Here is a 16,365-nt window from a genome sequence, read left to right as displayed (position 1 = left end):
ATTGTGGTGAGCTTGCGATGGGCTTAGTCATGGCTGGATCATGGAGGCTGAATGCTTGAACTGCGCGCCCTGACCGCCGCCTGCGACAACAGACTGGAGAACTCCATCTGCGTGGGCTGCGGCGCGCGCGCCTTCAGCGTCTGCGCCAGCCTTCCCGGCGATGACCTCGTGCGGTTGGACGCCATCGCCGAGCGGATCGTTTTGGCGGCGGGCGACGTCATGGCGCGCGAAGATGAACCCGCCGCCAGCGTCTTCAACATCACCTCGGGCGCAGTCCGAGTCTACAAGCTTCTGCCCGATGGTCGCCGCCAGATCACCGGCTTCCTGTTCGCAGGCGATTTTGTCGGACTGACGGCGGGGGAAACCTACGCCTTCTCTGCGGAGGCGATCGAGGACACAACCGTGTGTCGGTTCCGCGCCTCTGAGTATCGCGCGTTGGCGCGAGAGCGGCCCAGTCTGGAAGCGGCCTTGCTGAGCCGGGCGATGCATGAGCTGACGGCGGCGCAGGATCAGATGCTGCTGCTTGGTCGCAAGACCGCGCGTGAACGCCTCGCCAGCTTTCTGGTGACGATGCTTTCGCGCGATCCCCTGCGGCCCTCCGGCGATAACGCTGTGCGACTGCCGATGACCCGATCCGAGATCGCGGACTATCTCGGACTGACGATCGAGACCGTCAGTCGCGAGCTGACCAAGTTGAAGACCAGCGGCGTCATCCATGCCGTCTCTCTGCACGACTTGCGGATCGAGCGCCCTGACCGCCTGAAAGACATGGCGAACGGCGCATCCTAGGCGGCCAAGTCATCCCGAGGGCAGGTCAGACGAAGATGTCCGTCGCTGTCCAACCCTTCGACCCGGATGGAGCGGTTGCAGAGCGCCATCGGCGACGCCCGGTGGCTGACCAAGATCAGGCCTTGCCCCCGCGCGGCCAGGCGGTTCTGAAGGCGGTCCAGGACCTGGGCCTCCGTCGCGGCGTCCAAGCCTTCCGTCGGTTCGTCCAGCACCAGCCAGGGCGCATCGCGCAGATAGGCGCGCGCCAGGCCAAGACGCCGTCGTTCTCCGCCGGATAGCCGCTCGCCGTTCGGTCCGACGGGGGTGTCCAGGCCCAGCGATTCGGCGCGAATTCGGTCGCCCAGCGCGGCGTCGTCCAGCGCCGCCCACAGGGCCGCATCGTCGGCAGGTCCTGCAATCAACAGGTTCTCGCGCACGGATCCGTTCAGCAGACGGACGTCCTGGGCCGCATAGGCGAACAGCTGGCGCCGATCCCCCGGCGCGATGACAACGGCGTCCAATCCACCGAGCCGCATCTCGCCGGTCTGGGGCGTTCGCAACCCGATCAGGCGTTCGATCAGCGTCGTCTTGCCAGCGCCGGAGGGACCGAAGATGCCGAGGCGGTAGGGCGGCGCCAGCTCGGCGCCAAGGTTTGCGAGACCGAGCACCGCACCGCTGAGCGGTCGACCGTGACGGGAGGACGCCGTGGGCATGGCGGCGTCGAGGCGAGACAGGGCCTGGGCGGCGGAGCCGTTCTGGTGCAGGGCGACGACCAGTCCTCCGGCGGATTCGACGCCCATGACCGCCGCGAGGGCTGCCAGCGCGATCAGAGGCAGATCGGCTGGGAATGCGGCGGGAATGACAACGCCGACCGCGAGGGCGCTGGCCGCCGCCTGCCACACGGCCGTCCAGCCGCCCGATCGGGTCAGGGCGATCTGCGCCGTGTCGTGATCGGCGGCGACCTGCGCGACCTGCGCGCACGCCCAGTCGTCAAGACCGTAGGCCTTCAACTCGGGCGCGGCGGCCTCCAGGGCGGCGAGGCGATGCTTCAGCGCGCCTGCGCCGGTCTGCACCGCTCGGCCGGCGGGATCGGCGAGGCGGCGGGCGATAAGGACGCCGCCCAGGACGGCTGCAATCATCACGACGAACAGGGCCGCGCCGGCCCAGGGGGAGGCGAGGCCGGCCAGCAGAACGGCGGAAACGGCGCCGGCGCCCAAGCTCCAGAGCGCCGAGCGCCGCACGAACAGGGTCTGAACCGCGTCCACGTCCTGAACCAGCCGGGCCGAGACCTCGCCGGACGACAGGTTCAGAGCGCGCTCGGCCGGGCCTGTGGCGATGGCGTCGAACAGTTGAGGGCGCAGGCGGGCGAGCGCCTTCAGGGCAGCCTCATGGCCCGCGACGCGCTCAACATAGCGCCCGCCGGTGCGGACGATGGCCAGCAGGCGGATGATGGCGCTGGGCATCATGTAGTTGAAGCTCTGGGCGGCCGCCGCGCCCGCCAGGCCCGCGAAGGCCGCGCCCGTGATGAACCAGCCCGACAGGCCCAACAAACAGACGGCCGCCACCGAGACGACAGCGCCGCCGGCCGCGGCGAGCCGAAGCCGGGCGCGCTGGGCCTGAATCTGCGCGGCGATCAGGCCGGCGATGCGCGATGGGACTCTCATAACGTCACCACGCGGTCGGCCAGGGCAGCGACGGCTGGGGAGTGGGTGGCGATCAGGGTGGTGCGGCCGCGCGCGGCCTGACGAATGACGTCGAGCATGGCGCGTTCCGAGGCCGGATCCAGATTCGCGGTCGGCTCGTCCAGCACGAGAAGCGGCGCCCGCTTCAGGATGGCGCGGGCCAGGCCCAGGCGACGGCGTTCGCCGCCCGACAGGCCGCCGCCGCGCTCGTCGATGGGGCGATCCAGATCGCCGGACAGGCCCGCCGTGCGCGCGGCCAGGGCGATGCGGCCGGGGCAGGCGGTGCGATCCGCCAGGGCGATGTTCTCGGCCAGGGTTCCAGGCGTCACGATCGGGTGCTGGCTGGCCCAGGCGACCCGTCCGGCGATGTCGCCGCACTGGCTGAGCCGCGCGCCGCCCACCTCGACCTCGCCGCGCGTCAAGGGTGCAAGGCCGAGCAGCAAATGCAGAAGACTGGACTTGCCCACGCCGCTGGCGCCCATCAGGGCCACGATCTGCCCCGGCGCGATGTCGAGGTCGAACCCGTCGATGACCGGCGCTGAGCCTTCATAAGCGATGGCGACATCGCGGAAATGGATGGCGGGCGCCAGGTCGCCGATAAGCGCGCGCTGGGCCGGGCGCGGGTGTGGCGTGATCAGGGATGGAGCCGCGGCCTCGGCGGCTTGGCGATCATGATAGGCGGCGGCAAGGCGGCGCAGCGGCGCATAAACTTCGGGCGCCAGGGCCAGCACGAAGAAAGCGCGCGACAGGTCCAGCGTCTCGGGAACGGGGAAGGGCAGCAGCCGCAACAGGTTGAAGCCGCAATAGACGGCGATCAGCGCGACCGACAAGGCCGAGAAGAACTCCAGCACGCCCGATGACAGGAAGGCGAAGCGCATGACGCGGGCGGTGCGGCGCTCCAGCTCGTCCGACGCCTGGGCGATCTGCACCGTCGTGCGGCCCACGGCGTCGAAGGCGAGAATGGCGGGCAGGGTGCGGATACGGTCGATGAACAGGCCAGACAGCCGCTCAAGCGCCTGAAACTGACGACGGCTTTCGCCCGCCGCAGCCGTGCCCGCCAGGGCCATGCCGACGATGAACGGGAACAGGGTGAACAACAGGATGCCCGCCGACACCGGGCTGGCGATCGCGGCGGCGGCGATGATCAGCAGCGGCGAAACGCCTGCGGCGAGGCGCAAGGGCGCAAACCGCGAATAGTAGCTGTCCAGCGCGCCGACCCCTTCGACCAAGGCCGTCATCTGCGCGTTGGATCGCCGTCCTCGCCCGAACAGGTCTGACAGCAGGCGGCCTCGGACGTCGGTCTTTACCGCCCGACCCATCTTCGCGCCGACGATCACGGCGGCCTGGCCGATCAGGCCGCGCGCGATCAGACTGAACACAGCCAGGGCCAGCCACGGCGCGGCGGCGGCCGGCGATACGGTCAGGCTGGAAATCGTCAAAGCCAGCCCCGTCGCGAAGCCGATCGCTGGCGCGACGTCCGCAAGGGTCAGCACGCCGGTCAGCAGGGTCAGCCGCCTCCACGGACGACTGATCTGCTTCAGCCAGGCGGCCGCAGAGACAGGGGCGATTGGCACGGCGCTCATCAGGCGACTCCAGCGCTCGGCGCAGGCCGCGCGCCACTGGGCGAAACGTCGTTGGACGAAATGTCCAAGGACCAAGCGTCCAATAGGGCTGGGCGTTCGCCGCCGCTTTGATCGAGATCAAGGCGGGCGTCCCGCGTACCGCCTACGGCCGACGAAACGTCGGTCCAGCAGACCGATTCCTCGGAGCAACGCCATGATCGACCTCGCGGTCGTCGACCTGTCCCGGCTGCAGTTTGCGCTGACGGCCCTTTACCACTTCCTGTTCGTGCCCCTGACGCTGGGGCTGTCGTTCATGCTGGTCATCATGGAGTCGATCTATGTGATGACCCGCCGGCCCATCTGGCGGACGATCACCCGGTTCTGGGGCGTCTGCTTCGGCATCAATTTCGTACTGGGCGTCGCGACCGGCATCACTATGGAGTTCCAGTTCGGCATGAACTGGAGCTATTACAGCCACTATGTCGGCGACATCTTCGGCGCGCCGCTGGCCATCGAAGGGCTGATGGCCTTCTTCCTGGAGGCGACCTTTGTCGGCCTGATGTTCTTCGGCTGGGACAAGCTGAAGCCGCACGCTCACCTGTTCGTCACCTTCATGGTCGCGCTGGGCACCAATCTGTCGGCCCTGTGGATCCTGATCGCCAACGGCTGGATGCAGAACCCGGTCGGCGCCGCCTTCAATCCCGACACGATGCGGATGGAGGTCACGGACTTCATGGCCGTGGCGTTCAACCCGGTAGCCCAGGCCAAGTTCGTCCACACCGTTTCGGCCGGCTATGTCTGCGCCTCGGTCTTCGTTCTGGGCGTCTCGGCCTTCTATCTGCTGCGTGGCAAGCACGTCGGCTTCGCCAAGCGGTCGATGACCGTGGCCTCGGCGTTCGGTCTGGCGGCGTCGCTGTCGGCCGTCGTGCTGGGCGACCAGTCCGGCTATAATCTGACCGATAACCAGAAGATGAAGCTCGCCGCTCTGGAGGCCATGTGGCACACCGAGCCTGCGCCCGCCGGTCTGACGCTGATCGGCGTTCCTTCGATGAAGGACCGCGAGACCCATTTCGGCGTTCACGTGCCGTGGATCATGGGGCTGATCGCGACCCGCACCATCGACAAGCCCGTCGAAGGCATCTTCGAACTGGTCGCCACGGCCGAGGATCGCATCGAATCCGGCGTCATCGCCTATGACGCGCTGGAGAAGGTCAAGGCTGACCCGGCCGATCCCGTCGCACGCGGCGTGTTCGAGACCCACCGCCGCGACCTGGGCTATGGCCTGCTGCTGAAGCGCCACGTCGCCGATCCCCGCCAGGCCACGCCGGCGCTGATCCAGCAGACCGCATGGGAGACGGTGCCGAACGTCCCGGCCCTGTTCTGGAGCTTCCGCATCATGGCGGGCATCGGGATGTTCATGATCGCCCTGTTCGGCACGGCCTTCGTGCTCTGCACCCTGCGCAAGCATCATACGAAGTGGTTCCTGCGGTTAGCCGTCCTGGCCATCCCGCTGCCGTGGATCGCCATCGAGTTCGGGTGGATCCTGGCCGAGTTCGGCCGCCAGCCGTGGGCCGTGGAGGGCGTGCTGCCCACCTTCCTGGGCGCCTCGTCCCTGACCGTGCCGCAGCTGTGGGCCACGATCGTCGGCTTCACCCTGCTGTATGGCGCGCTGGCGGTGGTCGAGGTGCGGCTGATGCTCTTCGCCATCAAGAAGGGGCCGTTCCACGAACAGGAGACGTTCGGCGAACCCAGCCCCGAAGCGCCGGCCGAGCGCGTTCCTGCGCCCGCCGTGGCCTGACCCAAGACCTTAGGACATCCGACAATGGATCTTCCCCTCGACTTCGCCACGCTTCGCCTGATCTGGTGGGGGCTGCTGGGCGTGCTTCTGATCGCCTTCGCCCTGACCGACGGCTTCGACCTGGGCGTCGGCGCCCTTCTGCCGTTCGTCGCCAAGACGGATGAGGAACGCCGCATGGTGATCAACACCGTCGGCGCCACCTGGGAAGGCAACCAGGTGTGGTTCATCCTGGGCGGAGGCGCCATCTTCGCCGCCTGGCCCTTCGTCTACGCCGTCAGCTTCTCGGGCTTCTACCTGGCCATGTTCCTGGTGCTGTCCGCGCTGATCCTGCGGCCGGTGTCGTTCAAATATCGCTCCAAGCGGGCGTCGCCCAAGTGGCGGTCGTTCTGGGACTGGTGCCTATTCATCGGCGGCTTCGTTCCGGCCCTGGTGTTCGGCGTCGCGGTGGGCAATGTCTTGCTGGGCGCGCCCTTCCATCTGGATGGCGACCTGCGGTCCTTCTACGACGGTACGCTATTCGGCCTGTTCACCCCCTTCAGCCTCATCGCCGGCCTGTTGTCGGTGGCCATGCTGGTGCTGCACGGAGCGGCCTGGCTGTCGGTCAAGGCCGAGGCCGGCCCGGTGATGGAGCGGGCGCGTCTGTTCGGCACGGTCGCCGCTGTTCTGGCCCTGATCCTGTTTGCGGTCGGCGGACTGTATGTCGCCTACGGCGGCCTGGGCTACCGGATCACCGGCGCGCTGGACGTCAACGGCTTCTCCAATCCGCTGCGCACGACGGTCCAGGCCGCGCCCGGCGCCTGGCTGGACAACTACGGCCGCTATCCGTGGATGCTGATCGCACCGGCCTTGGGCTTCCTGGGTGCGCTGGTCGGCCTGGTCGGGATGTGGCGGAGGTCCGCGCCGCTGGCTTTCGGCGGATCTTCCCTGTCCACCGTGGGCATCATCTCCACCGTCGGCCTTTCGATGTTCCCGTTCATCCTGCCCAGCTCGGTCAATCCGCAGTCCAGCCTGACGGTGTGGAACGCCTCATCCAGCCATCTGACCCTGTTCATCATGCTGATCTGCACGCTGATCTTCCTGCCCTTGGTGCTGCTCTACACCGCCTGGGTCTATCGCGTGCTGTGGGGCCGGACGTCGACCGCCGCCCTCAAGACCAATCCCGATCTGTACTGACCCTTAGGAGCGCAGAACCATGTGGTATTTTTCCTGGATCCTGGGGCTTGGCCTGGCCGTCGGGTTCGGCGTGCTGAACGGCCTGTGGCACGAGTTCCATCTGTTTGACGAAGGCGACGCCGGCCTGTCCACGCCCGACGCATCGAAAGAGGGCGATGTCCCTCTCTAGCTCCGCGCGCCTGTCCGTTCGCGACCTGATCGCGCGCTATGACGCCCATGCGCCGCGCTATACCTCCTATCCGACGGCGGCCCAGTTCACGCCCGCCGTCGGACCTGGCGAATGGGCCGACTGGCTGGGGCGCGTGTCCTCGGATCAGCCGGTCTCGCTGTATCTCCATCTGCCGTTCTGCAAGCGGCTGTGCTGGTACTGCGGCTGCAACACCCGGGCGGTGAACCGGCCCGGCGTCATCTCCAGCTATGTCGATCTGCTGCTGCGCGAGGCGGATTTGGTTCTGGCCCGGACCGGCCGGCCGGTCCGTGTCGGTTCGATCCATCTGGGCGGCGGCACCCCGAACATGCTGTCGCCGGACGATCTGGAGCGACTGTTCGCCGGCCTGTCCGCACGGTTCGACTTGGGCGACTGTTTCGAGGTCGCCGCCGAGTTGGATCCGGAAGTCCTGACGCAGGAATGGGTCGAGGCGGCGGGCCGCATCGGCCTGAGCCGCGCCAGTCTGGGGGTGCAGGACCTGTCGCCGAGTGTCCAGGCGGCGGTGAACCGGCCCGAACGTTTCGAGACCATCCGCTGGGCGGCCGAAGCCTTGCGTGGGCAGGGCGTGACCTCCCTCAACCTGGATCTGATGTACGGCCTGCCGCTTCAGGCCGTCGAGAACGTCATCACCACCCTGGGGCAGGTCACGACGCTGAAGCCCGAACGGATCGCCCTGTTCGGCTATGCCCATGTCCCGTGGATGAAGCCGCATCAGCGGCTGATCAACGACGCCGACCTGCCGGACGCCGAAGCGCGCTTCGCCCAGAGCCAGGCGGCGGCGCGCTATCTGGTCGGCAAGGGGTGGCAGGCGATCGGGCTGGATCATTTCGCCCTGCCGCACGACGGGTTGGCGGCGGCGGACCGGGCCGGACGGCTGCATCGCAACTTCCAGGGCTACACCACCGACGCCGCAGACGTGCTGATCGGTCTGGGCGCCTCGTCGATCAGTCGCACGCCCAGGGGCTATGTTCAGAACCACGCGCAGGAACTTGACTGGCGCCGCGCTGTCGAGGCCGGCGACCTGCCGGTCGCCCGAGGCGTCGCCCTGACCGAAGGCGACGCGTTCGTGAGCGAGATTATCGAGCGGCTGATGTGCGATTTCGTTGTTGATCTTGCGCCCATCGTCCGGCGTCGCGGTCGGGACCTGTCGGACGTCGCCGGCGCCTGGTCCCTGTTGGAGCGCTTCGTCGACGATGGTCTGGTGCGGATCGACGGGACGGTGGTGGCGGTGACCGACCTGGGCCGTCCGTTCGTCAGGGCGGTTTGCGCCGCCTTCGATCCCAATGCGGCGGCTCTTCAGCAAAGGCATGCGCGGGTGGTGTGAGTGGACAGATTGTCCACCCCCTGAACGATTTGCGCTGGATCAAGGCCGAGGCGTCCACCGGGGCGCACACCCCGCTCAGACGCCTGACGAAGGCCGCACGAGGCGGCCAGGGCGTCGGGGATCAGAAGATGAATACCAAGACCCTGCTGCTTGCCGCCGTCGCCTTCACCGCATGCGCCGCGCCAGCCCTCGCTCAGACATCCGTTGCCTGGGAGGCGCCGAAGAAGGGCGACTTCCTGGTGAGCGGGCGCGTCACCGACGTCTTCTCCCAGGCCGATGACGCCATCACCACAGCCGCGGGCGCCGACACCGGCCTGAAGGTGGATGTGGGCGACAGCGTCATGCCGACCCTGGGCTTCACCTACTTCCTGACCGATCACCTCGCGGTCGAGGCGATCCTGGGCACGACCCGGCACGAGATTCGCGCCCAAGGCGGTGCGACGGACGTGGCCGTGCATGAGACCTGGGTTCTGCCGCCGGTGGTCACGCTGCAGTATCGTCCGCTGAGCCAGGGGAGCTTCAGCCCCTATGTCGGCGCGGGCGTGAACTACATGCTGTTCTACAGCGGCAAGGACAAGAACGGCTTCACCGTCGATCTGGACGACGGTTTCGGCTACGCGCTTCAAGCGGGCGCGGACGTCGGCATTCAGGGGCCCTGGAGCCTGAACGTCGACGTAAAGAAGGTCTGGTTCGAGACGGACGCCAAGATCAACGACGGCGCCCTGAAGTCCAGCGTGAACCTCGATCCGTGGGTCGTGTCTCTGGGCGTCAGCCGCAAGTTCTGAGGCTGCGGGGGCTCTCGACGCGGCCCCTCTCGCGCTTCGCTGCAACCCGCTATGCTGCCGCGATGAGTCGGGCCGCGTCATGATCAAATATATCGGCTCCAAGCGCGCCTTGCTGGGGCATGTGACGGGTGCGGTGGCGGGGGTGCTGCCGCAGGGCGGGCGGGTGTGCGATCTGTTTTCGGGCACAGCGCGGGTCGGGCACGCCTTGAAGAAGCAGGGGTTTCAGGTGTGGTCGAACGACCTGAACGCCTATGCCCACGCCCTGGCGACGACCTATGTACAGGCGGATCGGGAGCGGTGGGTCGAGCGGGCCGAGGTCGTGCTGGCCGAGCTGCGGACGGTGAAGCCCGAGGCGGGCTGGTTCACCCAGGCCTTTTGTCAGGACGCGCGGTATTTCCACCCGGACAACGGTGCGCGGATCGACGCCATGCGCGACCGGATCGAGGCCATGGGACTGGAGCCGGAACTTAAGGCCATCGCCCTGGTCAGCCTGATGGAGGCGGCGGACCGCGTGGATTCCACCGCCGGGGTTCAGATGGCCTATATGAAGCAGTGGGCGCCGAGGGCGCTGAAGACGCTGGAGCTGCGCACGCCGGATCTGGTCCCGGCCGTGGACGGGCCGTGCCGCGCGACGCAGGGCGATGCGGTCGAGATCGCTGAACAGGTCGAGGCGGACCTGGTTTATCTGGATCCGCCCTACAACCAGCATTCCTATCTGGGGAATTACCACTGTTGGGAGAGCCTGGTGCTGTGGGACCAGCCAGAGACCTATGGGGTCGCCAACAAGCGGGTGGACGTGAGGACGCGCAAAAGCGCCTTCAACAGTCGGCCAGGCATCGGCCCGGCGCTGCGGACGGTGATCGAGCGGGTCAAGGCGCCGAACCTGATCGTCAGCTTCAACGACGAGGGGTATCTGAGCCGCGCCGACCTGGTCGAGATGCTGTCGGCGAGGGGCCATGTTCAGGTCCTGGAGGTGGCGCATCCGCGATACGTCGGCGCCCGGATCGGGATCCATAATCCCAAGGGCGAGAAGGTCGGGCAGGTCGGGCGGCTCAAGAATGTCGAGCACCTGTTCGTGGTCACTGAGCGGCCGGTGTCCCTGCCCGTGGCCGCATAGACACCAACGAAAACAACGGAGGGTAGGGCGGAACGCGAATCGCTGCGTGCCGTTGTGGGACTATGCAACCGCACCCGCACACCGCCCCCAAGACCGATCGCCCCGACGACTACCGCGTGCGGCCGGGGGCCGAGCCGCGCTCGTGGGCGCCGCGAACGGCGGATGCGACCTTCACCCACAACGCCGCACGCTACGCGCGGCCGGTCGAAGCTGCTCAACCCATCGAGCAGATCGATGTCGAGCCCGAGGTGGCGCCGCCGCCGCGCTGGATGATGGCGATCGCCGGGGCGGCTGTGGCGGCCCTGATGGGCGCGCTGCTGGGTGGCTTCCTGCATATCTGAGACGGCGTCAGGCCTCCTGCAACAGCGCCTTGATCGGGGACCAACTGCGCCGATGCGCGGGGCAGGGGCCCAGGGCTTTCAAGGCGTTCTGGTGGATCGGAGCGTTGTAGCCCTTATGACTGGCGAAGCCGTAGCCGGGATATTGGGCATCCAGATCGATCATCAACCGGTCTCGCGCGGTCTTGGCCAGGATCGAGGCCGCCGCGATGGATAGCGACAGTCCATCGCCCCCGACGACCGTCTGGATTTCGCAGGGAAGCTTGAAGCGATAGTTGCCGTCGACCAGGGCGGCGACCGGCTGGACCTGCAAGGCCTCGATGGCGCGGCACATGGCCAAGCCCGTGGCGTGCAGGATGTTGAGTTCCTCGATCTCTTCCACGGAGGAGAAGCCGACGCCCCAGGCGACGGCGCGGGCCTTGATCTCGGGCTCCAGGGCGGCGCGACGCTTTTCGGTCAGGGCCTTGGAATCGTCGATGCCGGGCGGGAGGTCGTCGGGGTTCAGGATCACGGCCGCCGCCGAAACCGGCCCGGCCCAGGGACCGCGCCCGGCCTCGTCCACGCCACAGACGTGACCGTTGACCCGCTGCATCAGCACCGTTTCCAGCACGAGGGTCGGGAAGGCTTTCGGATTCGCGGGGGCTTTAGCCATGGCCCGCCATCGCACGAACCTGGGCGTGACGGAAGCAGGTCGTCTGGTGATCGTTGACCATGCCGACGGCCTGCATGAAGGCATAGACGATGACCGGGCCGCAGAAGTTGAAGCCGCGCTTCTTCAGCGCCTTGGCCATGGCGACGGACTGTTCGGTCTGGGTCGGGGACTGGCGATAGTCGGCGTAGGGGGTCTGGATCGGCTCGCCGCCGACGAAGGACCAGAGCCAGGCGGAGAAGTCCTCGCCGTCATCGCGCATCTGGAGCCAGATCTGGGCGCCCCGGATGGCGGCGTTGATCTTGGCGCGCGAGCGGATGATGCGCGGATCGTTCAGCAGGCGCTGGATGTCTGCCTCGCCATAGCGGGCGACGATCTCGGGATCGAAACCGTCGAAGGCGTCGCGGATGCCCTCGCGTTTTCTGAGGATGGTGATCCAGGCGAGGCCGGCCTGAAAGCCGTCGAGCACCAATTTTTCCCACAGGGCGCGGGGATCACGCTCGGGCACGCCCCATTCGGTGTCGTGATAGGCGACATAGAGCGGGTCGGTCCCGCACCAGCCGCATCGGCCGCCGAGACCCTCTGGGGCGTGTGAGTCGGTCATGGCCTGAAGTTGCCAGTCTGTTCCGATCGATGGAAGGGCGTTCGGCGTCGGGGCGACGGAGGAAAAACACCGTCTAAAGTGTCTAATTCGTCTAATCTCGGAGGCTGGGCTCGATGTGATGCGGTCAGGTTTTGCGGCCTCCGGCTTAAAACCACGCATAGTAGGGGCGTCGGCGGCGGGGGCTGGTCGATTGACGCTGGTCGCAAACAAGTTGCGGAAATGCTGGTGGAAGTTTCAGGGCGATACGATGGATGGCGTCGCTCTTTCGTCATCCTCCGGCGAGCAGAGCGAGACCGGGGGACCCAGCGGCGCCGAAGGCGAAATCCATCCGCCGCTGGATGGTTGAACACAGAAGCCGCGACAGGTTCGCGCTCACGCACGCCGCTGGGTCCCCCGGTCTGCGCCGCAAGCGGCTTGCCGGAGGATGACGAAATTCAGAGGGCTTCAGTCCCGGACCAACCCGCCGTCCACGACCAGGTTCTGGCCGGTGACCGCGCGGCTCCAGGGGGAGGCGAAGAAGAGGACGGCGTCGGCGAACTCTTGCGGGGTCGTGACGCTGCGCAGCGGCGTCATGCCGGCGATCAGGTCGAAGACGGCCTCGGGCGTGGCGGCGCTGGCGTCGGTGGTGCGCAGGAGACCGCCCGAGACCATGTTGACGGTGATGCCGTCAGGGCCGAGGTCGCCGGCGGCGGTGCGGGTCAGGCTGAGCAGGGCGGCCTTGGCGGCGGTGTAGTCGTGGTAGGGCACGACCGGATTCTGGAACAGGTTGGTGCCGATGTTGACGATGCGGCCGAACCGGGCGGCCGCCATGCCGGGGGCGGTCGCCTGGATCAGGTTCAGGGCGCCGCGCACGACGGTCGAGAACTGGTGATCCATCTCGTCCCAGCCGATGGCGGTCATCTGAGAGCGGGCGTCGCCGTTGAAGCTGTAGTCCAGGGCGTTGTTGACGACAGTGGTGACGGGGGCGCCGAAACGGCCTTGCGCGGCCGCGACCATGGCGTCCACCGCGGCGCGGTCGGTCACGTCGGCCTGGAGGGCGAGGGCGCGCTCGCCGATCTCGGCGGCCAGGGCGTTCGCGGCCTCGCCGCTGTTCCTCCAATTGATGACGACGCGAGCGCCTTCATGGGCGAAGGCGCGGACGCAGGCGGCGCCGACGCCGCGCGCCCCGCCGGTGACGAGGACGATCTGATCGGCGATCTTCATGGGGGACTCACGCGTTGGAGGAGGGAAGGACGTCCTCGCCCATCCAGGCGGGTTTGCGCAAGCGCACCGGGCGGCCGTCCACGGTCAGGTCGCCGTCGAGGCGGTCGATGCGCAGCAGGGCCATGACCGAACCGTCCTGACCCGAGAGGACTTCGCCTGCGCGCAGTTCGCCCTTCAGCACCTCGGCGCCGAAGGCGGGGGGCGGGCCGTCGAAGTCCAACGGGAGCATCCGGTTTTTGATCGTGCCCCGGCGCTTCATCCGCGAGGTCGTCTCCTGGCCGACGAAACAGCCCTTCTGGAAGTCGATGCCGTTCAGCAGGTCGAAGTCGGCCTCGATCGGATAGGTCTTGTCCTGGGGCGCGTCGGCGGTCGGATCGGGCAGGCCGATCGACAGGCGGTAGGCGTCGTAGTCGGCCTCGGCGGCGTCAGCAGTCGCCTCGACATAGAGACGGCCGCCCATCAGGGGCGTGCGGGGGTCGGGGATGAAGCCGGCGGGGGCCTCGGGCCAGGCGGCGAAGACCGGGCGGTCGTCGGCGGCGACCTGAACCTTGGCGCGCAGCTTGTACATCGACAGGCGCTGGATCAGGGCGTCGCGACGCTCAGTCGCCACATCCAGCAGAACGCCGTCAGCCTGTCCCAGAAGGAACAGGTCGAACAGCAGACGGCCGGGCGGGGACAACAGGGCGCCGAACCGCAGTTCGCCTTCGGCCAGCGTCTCCACATCCTGGGTCAACAGATTGTGCAGAAAGGGTTTCGCATCCTCGCCCGTGACGGAGATCAGGGCGCGACTGTCGAGACGGGCTATTGGCATGGGGCGAAGATAGGGCGGGGGCGAACCGTTCAGAAGATGCCGCGCCGAATTTAGGCCGCCACCGCGTCACACCGCGAGCAGCTGTTTGATCAGCGCCTTTTCAAACCCCTTGGTCTCTGACCCCGGCAAGGCCTTGCCGATTTCGCCGCTTTCGAACAGGGCGAAGACCTTGGGGTGGACATAAGACGCGCGGCAGACGGTGGGGGTGTTGCCCAAGAGGCCGGCGACGGCCTTCACGCAGACGGTGATCTTTCGCTTGGCGTCGGTGGGCGAGGTCGGGGCCTCGGTGTCGCGCAGCGCCCGCGCCGCCGAGACGGTGCCGGCCCAGGTGCGGAAGTCCTTGGCCGAGAACTGCTCGCCCATCGCCTCGCGGATGTAGGCGTTCACGTCGTCGGAATCGACCGGGCACAGCGCGCCGTCGGCCGCGCGGTATTTGAAGAGTTGCTGGCCGGGCAGACCTTCCAGCTGCCGCACGACCTTGGCTAGGCGCCGGTCTTTGACGCTGACGCTGTGATCCTTGCCGCTCTTGCCGCGAAACTCAAACGTCAGGGCCGCGCCGTCGACATCAATGTGGCGCTTGTGCAGGGTCGTCAGGCCGTAGCTGCGGTTCTGTTTAGCGTAGATGGAGTTGCCGACCCGGATCAGGGTGATCTCCAGCAGGCGCACGGCGGTGGCCAGCACCTTGTCGCGACAGACGCCGCGAAGGGCCAGGTCATGTTCGACCTTTTCGCGCAGTTTCGGCAGGTTGCGCGAGAAGGCCGGCAGCTTGTCGAACTTGTTCTCGGAGCGGGCCGTGCTCCAGTCGTTGTGATAGCGGTATTGTTTGCGGCCCTTCACGTCCCGGCCGGTCGCCTGGATATGGCCGTTGGCCTTGGGACAGATCCAGACATCGGTCCAGGCGGGCGGAATGGCCAGCGCGCGGATGCGGGCCAGGGTCTTGGCGTCCGTGACGGTTTTGCCCTTGGCGTCGCGATAGGACCAGCCCTTGCCGGCGCGGCGGCGGGTCAGGCCCGCGAACTCGTCGCTGCAATAGCTGAGGCCTTGAGGGACTTCGGCGGCGATGTCGAAGGCGTGCGATCCGTCGGCCATCACCCGTTCGCCTTTTCGAGGCGATCATGCAGCCGTTTGATCCAGCGCTCGGCCGGGTCGCCGCCCCACAGCAGCCAGGCGATATAGCCGGCCGAAGGATCGGTACGGCTGCCCCAGCCCTTGCCGTCCTTGTCCACGGTGTGGCGGGCGAAGTAGCTGTAGATGTCCTTGATGTCCTTGTCCGAGACGGGCTTCTGATCCGCCAACTGGTGGGCGCGGCGTACGCCGACCTCGGTGCCGCCCCGGTCGTGCTTGTCGCGCAGGTCGAGACCCCGCTTCGCCTGGGTCGCGACGCCCTTGGGCGGCTTGCGTTGCGCGTCGGTGAGGGTGGTTTTGGCGGCCATCGCATCTTTCCGTACAAGGACTTAGGCCGAACGCCGTGTCTGGCGCGCGAGTTCCGCTTGACCGCGCGGGCCGGGCGCGGGACGAGGCGGCATGAACTATCGCCACAGCTTTCACGCCGGAAACTTCGCCGACCTGGTCAAGCACGCCCTGGTGCTTTGGCTGGTGAAGGCGTGGCAGGCGTCGGGGCCGCTGACGGTGTTTGACACCCATGCGGGGGCGGGGCTGTACGATCTGTCGGGCGACGGCGCGCGGTCCAGGGAGGCCGAGGCCGGCGTGGCGCGGCTGATGTCCGCGGAGGGGCGCACGCCGCTGATGGATGCGCTGGCGGGCGAGGTCGCGGCGCTGAATCCTGAGGGCGGGGCGCGGTTCTATCCGGGGTCGCCGTTGCTGATCGCGGACGCGCTGACGCCTGGCGGTCGGTATGTAGGGTTCGAGTTGAACCCGCCGGTTCGGGCCATGCTGGGCGAGGCGCTGACGGGGCGAGCGAACGCCGAGGCGCGCGAGGGCGACGGCTATGCGGCGGTGGCGGGGGAGGCGGCGAAGGTGCGCGGGCCGCTGGTGCTGATCGACCCGCCGTTCGAAAAGCCCGACGATTATATCCGCTCGGCCGAGACCGCGATTTCGGTGGTGAGGCGCGATCCGACGGCGACGGTGGCCATTTGGACGCCGCTGAAGGATCTGGAGACCTTCGACGGCTTCATTCGGCGGCTGCAAGGCAAGGCGGGGCCGACCCTGGTCGCCGAGGCGCGGCTGAGGCCGCTGACCAATCCGATGAAGATGAACGGCTGCGCCATGGTGGTGGTCAATCCGCCGGCGGGCGCGGAAGCGGCCGCGACCGAGATCTGCGGCTGGGTCGCGGGGGCGCTCGGCGAAGCGGGCGGACGGGCCGAGGTCTGGACCTTCTGACCG

The 16,365-nt window shown here is 67.7% G+C and carries 17 protein-coding genes; 9 read left to right on the top strand and 8 right to left on the bottom strand.

Features of this window, described 5'->3' with window-relative positions; genetic code table 11:
- Positions 1–51: 51 nt before the first annotated feature.
- Positions 52–789: a helix-turn-helix domain-containing protein gene (locus BVE01S_RS07835; protein ID WP_066626297.1), complete on the top strand. Its 738-nt coding sequence runs from the start codon at positions 52–54 to the stop codon at positions 787–789.
- On the opposite strand, the gene BVE01S_RS07830 is transcribed toward BVE01S_RS07835, so the two are convergent.
- Both BVE01S_RS07830 and cydD read right to left on the bottom strand, forming a co-directional pair.
- Entirely contained in the window at positions 786–2,432 is a 1,647-nt protein-coding gene (locus BVE01S_RS07830; protein WP_066626296.1) for an amino acid ABC transporter ATP-binding/permease protein, read from the bottom strand. The genes BVE01S_RS07835 and BVE01S_RS07830 overlap by 4 nt on opposite strands.
- Entirely contained in the window at positions 2,429–4,033 is a 1,605-nt protein-coding gene (gene cydD / locus BVE01S_RS07825; protein ID WP_066626484.1) for a thiol reductant ABC exporter subunit CydD, read from the bottom strand. Before cydD ends, BVE01S_RS07830 begins: the two co-directional genes overlap by 4 nt.
- A 196-nt stretch (positions 4,034–4,229) precedes the next feature.
- Between cydD and BVE01S_RS07820 the strand changes: the two genes are divergently transcribed.
- From BVE01S_RS07820 to BVE01S_RS07790, 7 genes are all read left to right on the top strand, one after another.
- Entirely contained in the window at positions 4,230–5,810 is a 1,581-nt protein-coding gene (locus tag BVE01S_RS07820) for a cytochrome ubiquinol oxidase subunit I (RefSeq protein WP_066626482.1), read from the top strand.
- A gap of 24 nt (positions 5,811–5,834) precedes the next feature.
- Positions 5,835–6,983, top strand: a complete 1,149-nt coding sequence (gene cydB / locus BVE01S_RS07815; protein WP_066626290.1) for a cytochrome d ubiquinol oxidase subunit II — start codon at positions 5,835–5,837, stop codon at positions 6,981–6,983.
- 19 nt (positions 6,984–7,002) lie between these two features.
- The gene (gene cydX / locus BVE01S_RS07810; RefSeq protein ID WP_017504187.1) at positions 7,003–7,152 is read left to right on the top strand and encodes a cytochrome bd-I oxidase subunit CydX; all 150 of its coding nucleotides are present in this window, start codon (positions 7,003–7,005) and stop codon (positions 7,150–7,152) included.
- Positions 7,139–8,515, top strand: a complete 1,377-nt coding sequence (gene hemN / locus BVE01S_RS07805; protein ID WP_066626285.1) for an oxygen-independent coproporphyrinogen III oxidase — start codon at positions 7,139–7,141, stop codon at positions 8,513–8,515. The genes cydX and hemN overlap by 14 nt, the downstream gene beginning before the upstream one ends.
- A gap of 128 nt (positions 8,516–8,643) precedes the next feature.
- Positions 8,644–9,300, top strand: coding sequence for an OmpW/AlkL family protein (locus tag BVE01S_RS07800; protein WP_066626481.1), 657 nt, complete (start codon positions 8,644–8,646; stop codon positions 9,298–9,300).
- Between the two features lie 79 nt (positions 9,301–9,379).
- Complete coding sequence (locus BVE01S_RS07795) at positions 9,380–10,417, top strand: DNA adenine methylase (protein WP_066626284.1); 1,038 nt, start codon at positions 9,380–9,382, stop codon at positions 10,415–10,417.
- A gap of 62 nt (positions 10,418–10,479) precedes the next feature.
- Complete coding sequence (locus BVE01S_RS07790; RefSeq protein WP_066626281.1) at positions 10,480–10,758, top strand: hypothetical protein; 279 nt, start codon at positions 10,480–10,482, stop codon at positions 10,756–10,758.
- A 7-nt stretch (positions 10,759–10,765) separates the two neighbouring features.
- Here the strand turns inward: BVE01S_RS07790 and rnhB are convergent, their stop codons facing one another.
- The 6 genes from rnhB to BVE01S_RS07760 all read right to left on the bottom strand — a co-directional run bounded on the left by rnhB (position 10,766) and on the right by BVE01S_RS07760 (position 15,455).
- Entirely contained in the window at positions 10,766–11,407 is a 642-nt protein-coding gene (rnhB, locus tag BVE01S_RS07785) for a ribonuclease HII (RefSeq protein ID WP_066626279.1), read from the bottom strand.
- On the bottom strand, positions 11,400–12,008 hold the full coding sequence (locus BVE01S_RS07780) for a DNA-3-methyladenine glycosylase I (protein WP_066626274.1): 609 nt from the start codon (positions 12,006–12,008) through the stop codon (positions 11,400–11,402). Before BVE01S_RS07780 ends, rnhB begins: the two co-directional genes overlap by 8 nt.
- A 444-nt stretch (positions 12,009–12,452) precedes the next feature.
- A complete protein-coding gene (locus tag BVE01S_RS07775; RefSeq protein WP_066626271.1) occupies positions 12,453–13,211 on the bottom strand; it encodes a 3-oxoacyl-ACP reductase in 759 nt (252 codons plus the stop codon).
- A gap of 7 nt (positions 13,212–13,218) precedes the next feature.
- Positions 13,219–14,022: a CAF17-like 4Fe-4S cluster assembly/insertion protein YgfZ gene (gene ygfZ, locus BVE01S_RS07770; protein WP_066626270.1), complete on the bottom strand. Its 804-nt coding sequence runs from the start codon at positions 14,020–14,022 to the stop codon at positions 13,219–13,221.
- Positions 14,023–14,088: 66 nt separating this feature from the next.
- The gene (locus BVE01S_RS07765) at positions 14,089–15,111 is read right to left on the bottom strand and encodes a DNA topoisomerase IB (RefSeq protein ID WP_066626269.1); all 1,023 of its coding nucleotides are present in this window, start codon (positions 15,109–15,111) and stop codon (positions 14,089–14,091) included.
- A complete protein-coding gene (locus tag BVE01S_RS07760; RefSeq protein WP_066550731.1) occupies positions 15,111–15,455 on the bottom strand; it encodes a hypothetical protein in 345 nt (114 codons plus the stop codon). Before BVE01S_RS07760 ends, BVE01S_RS07765 begins: the two co-directional genes overlap by 1 nt.
- Positions 15,456–15,546: 91 nt before the next feature.
- On the opposite strand from BVE01S_RS07760, the gene rlmJ reads away from it, so the two are divergent.
- Positions 15,547–16,362 (top strand): 23S rRNA (adenine(2030)-N(6))-methyltransferase RlmJ, encoded by an 816-nt coding sequence (rlmJ, locus tag BVE01S_RS07755; protein WP_066626267.1) that lies wholly within the window; start codon positions 15,547–15,549, stop codon positions 16,360–16,362.
- The last annotated feature ends 3 nt before the right edge of the window (positions 16,363–16,365 follow it).

Source organism: Brevundimonas vesicularis NBRC 12165, from assembly GCF_001592205.1.
GTDB classification, from domain to species: Bacteria; Pseudomonadota; Alphaproteobacteria; order Caulobacterales; family Caulobacteraceae; genus Brevundimonas; species Brevundimonas vesicularis.
Note: the sequence above shows the minus strand (reverse complement) of the source record. Positions and strands in the feature narration are given on the sequence as shown.

Excerpts from the sequence above, each read along its gene's own strand:
- BVE01S_RS07790 (WP_066626281.1), top strand. The coding sequence starts at position 10,480 with ATGCAACCGCACCCGCACACCGCCCCCAAGACCGATCGCCCCGACGAC.
- cydD (WP_066626484.1), bottom strand. The coding sequence starts at position 4,033 with ATGAGCGCCGTGCCAATCGCCCCTGTCTCTGCGGCCGCCTGGCTGAAG.
- BVE01S_RS07780 (WP_066626274.1), bottom strand. The coding sequence starts at position 12,008 with ATGACCGACTCACACGCCCCAGAGGGTCTCGGCGGCCGATGCGGCTGG.
- cydB (WP_066626290.1), top strand. The coding sequence starts at position 5,835 with ATGGATCTTCCCCTCGACTTCGCCACGCTTCGCCTGATCTGGTGGGGG.
- BVE01S_RS07830 (WP_066626296.1), bottom strand. The coding sequence starts at position 2,432 with ATGAGAGTCCCATCGCGCATCGCCGGCCTGATCGCCGCGCAGATTCAG.
- BVE01S_RS07765 (WP_066626269.1), bottom strand. The coding sequence starts at position 15,111 with ATGGCCGACGGATCGCACGCCTTCGACATCGCCGCCGAAGTCCCTCAA.
- ygfZ (WP_066626270.1), bottom strand. The coding sequence starts at position 14,022 with ATGCCAATAGCCCGTCTCGACAGTCGCGCCCTGATCTCCGTCACGGGC.
- rnhB (WP_066626279.1), bottom strand. The coding sequence starts at position 11,407 with ATGGCTAAAGCCCCCGCGAATCCGAAAGCCTTCCCGACCCTCGTGCTG.
- cydX (WP_017504187.1), top strand. The coding sequence starts at position 7,003 with ATGTGGTATTTTTCCTGGATCCTGGGGCTTGGCCTGGCCGTCGGGTTC.
- BVE01S_RS07760 (WP_066550731.1), bottom strand. The coding sequence starts at position 15,455 with ATGGCCGCCAAAACCACCCTCACCGACGCGCAACGCAAGCCGCCCAAG.
- BVE01S_RS07775 (WP_066626271.1), bottom strand. The coding sequence starts at position 13,211 with ATGAAGATCGCCGATCAGATCGTCCTCGTCACCGGCGGGGCGCGCGGC.
- hemN (WP_066626285.1), top strand. The coding sequence starts at position 7,139 with ATGTCCCTCTCTAGCTCCGCGCGCCTGTCCGTTCGCGACCTGATCGCG.
- BVE01S_RS07800 (WP_066626481.1), top strand. The coding sequence starts at position 8,644 with ATGAATACCAAGACCCTGCTGCTTGCCGCCGTCGCCTTCACCGCATGC.
- BVE01S_RS07795 (WP_066626284.1), top strand. The coding sequence starts at position 9,380 with ATGATCAAATATATCGGCTCCAAGCGCGCCTTGCTGGGGCATGTGACG.
- BVE01S_RS07835 (WP_066626297.1), top strand. The coding sequence starts at position 52 with ATGCTTGAACTGCGCGCCCTGACCGCCGCCTGCGACAACAGACTGGAG.
- rlmJ (WP_066626267.1), top strand. The coding sequence starts at position 15,547 with ATGAACTATCGCCACAGCTTTCACGCCGGAAACTTCGCCGACCTGGTC.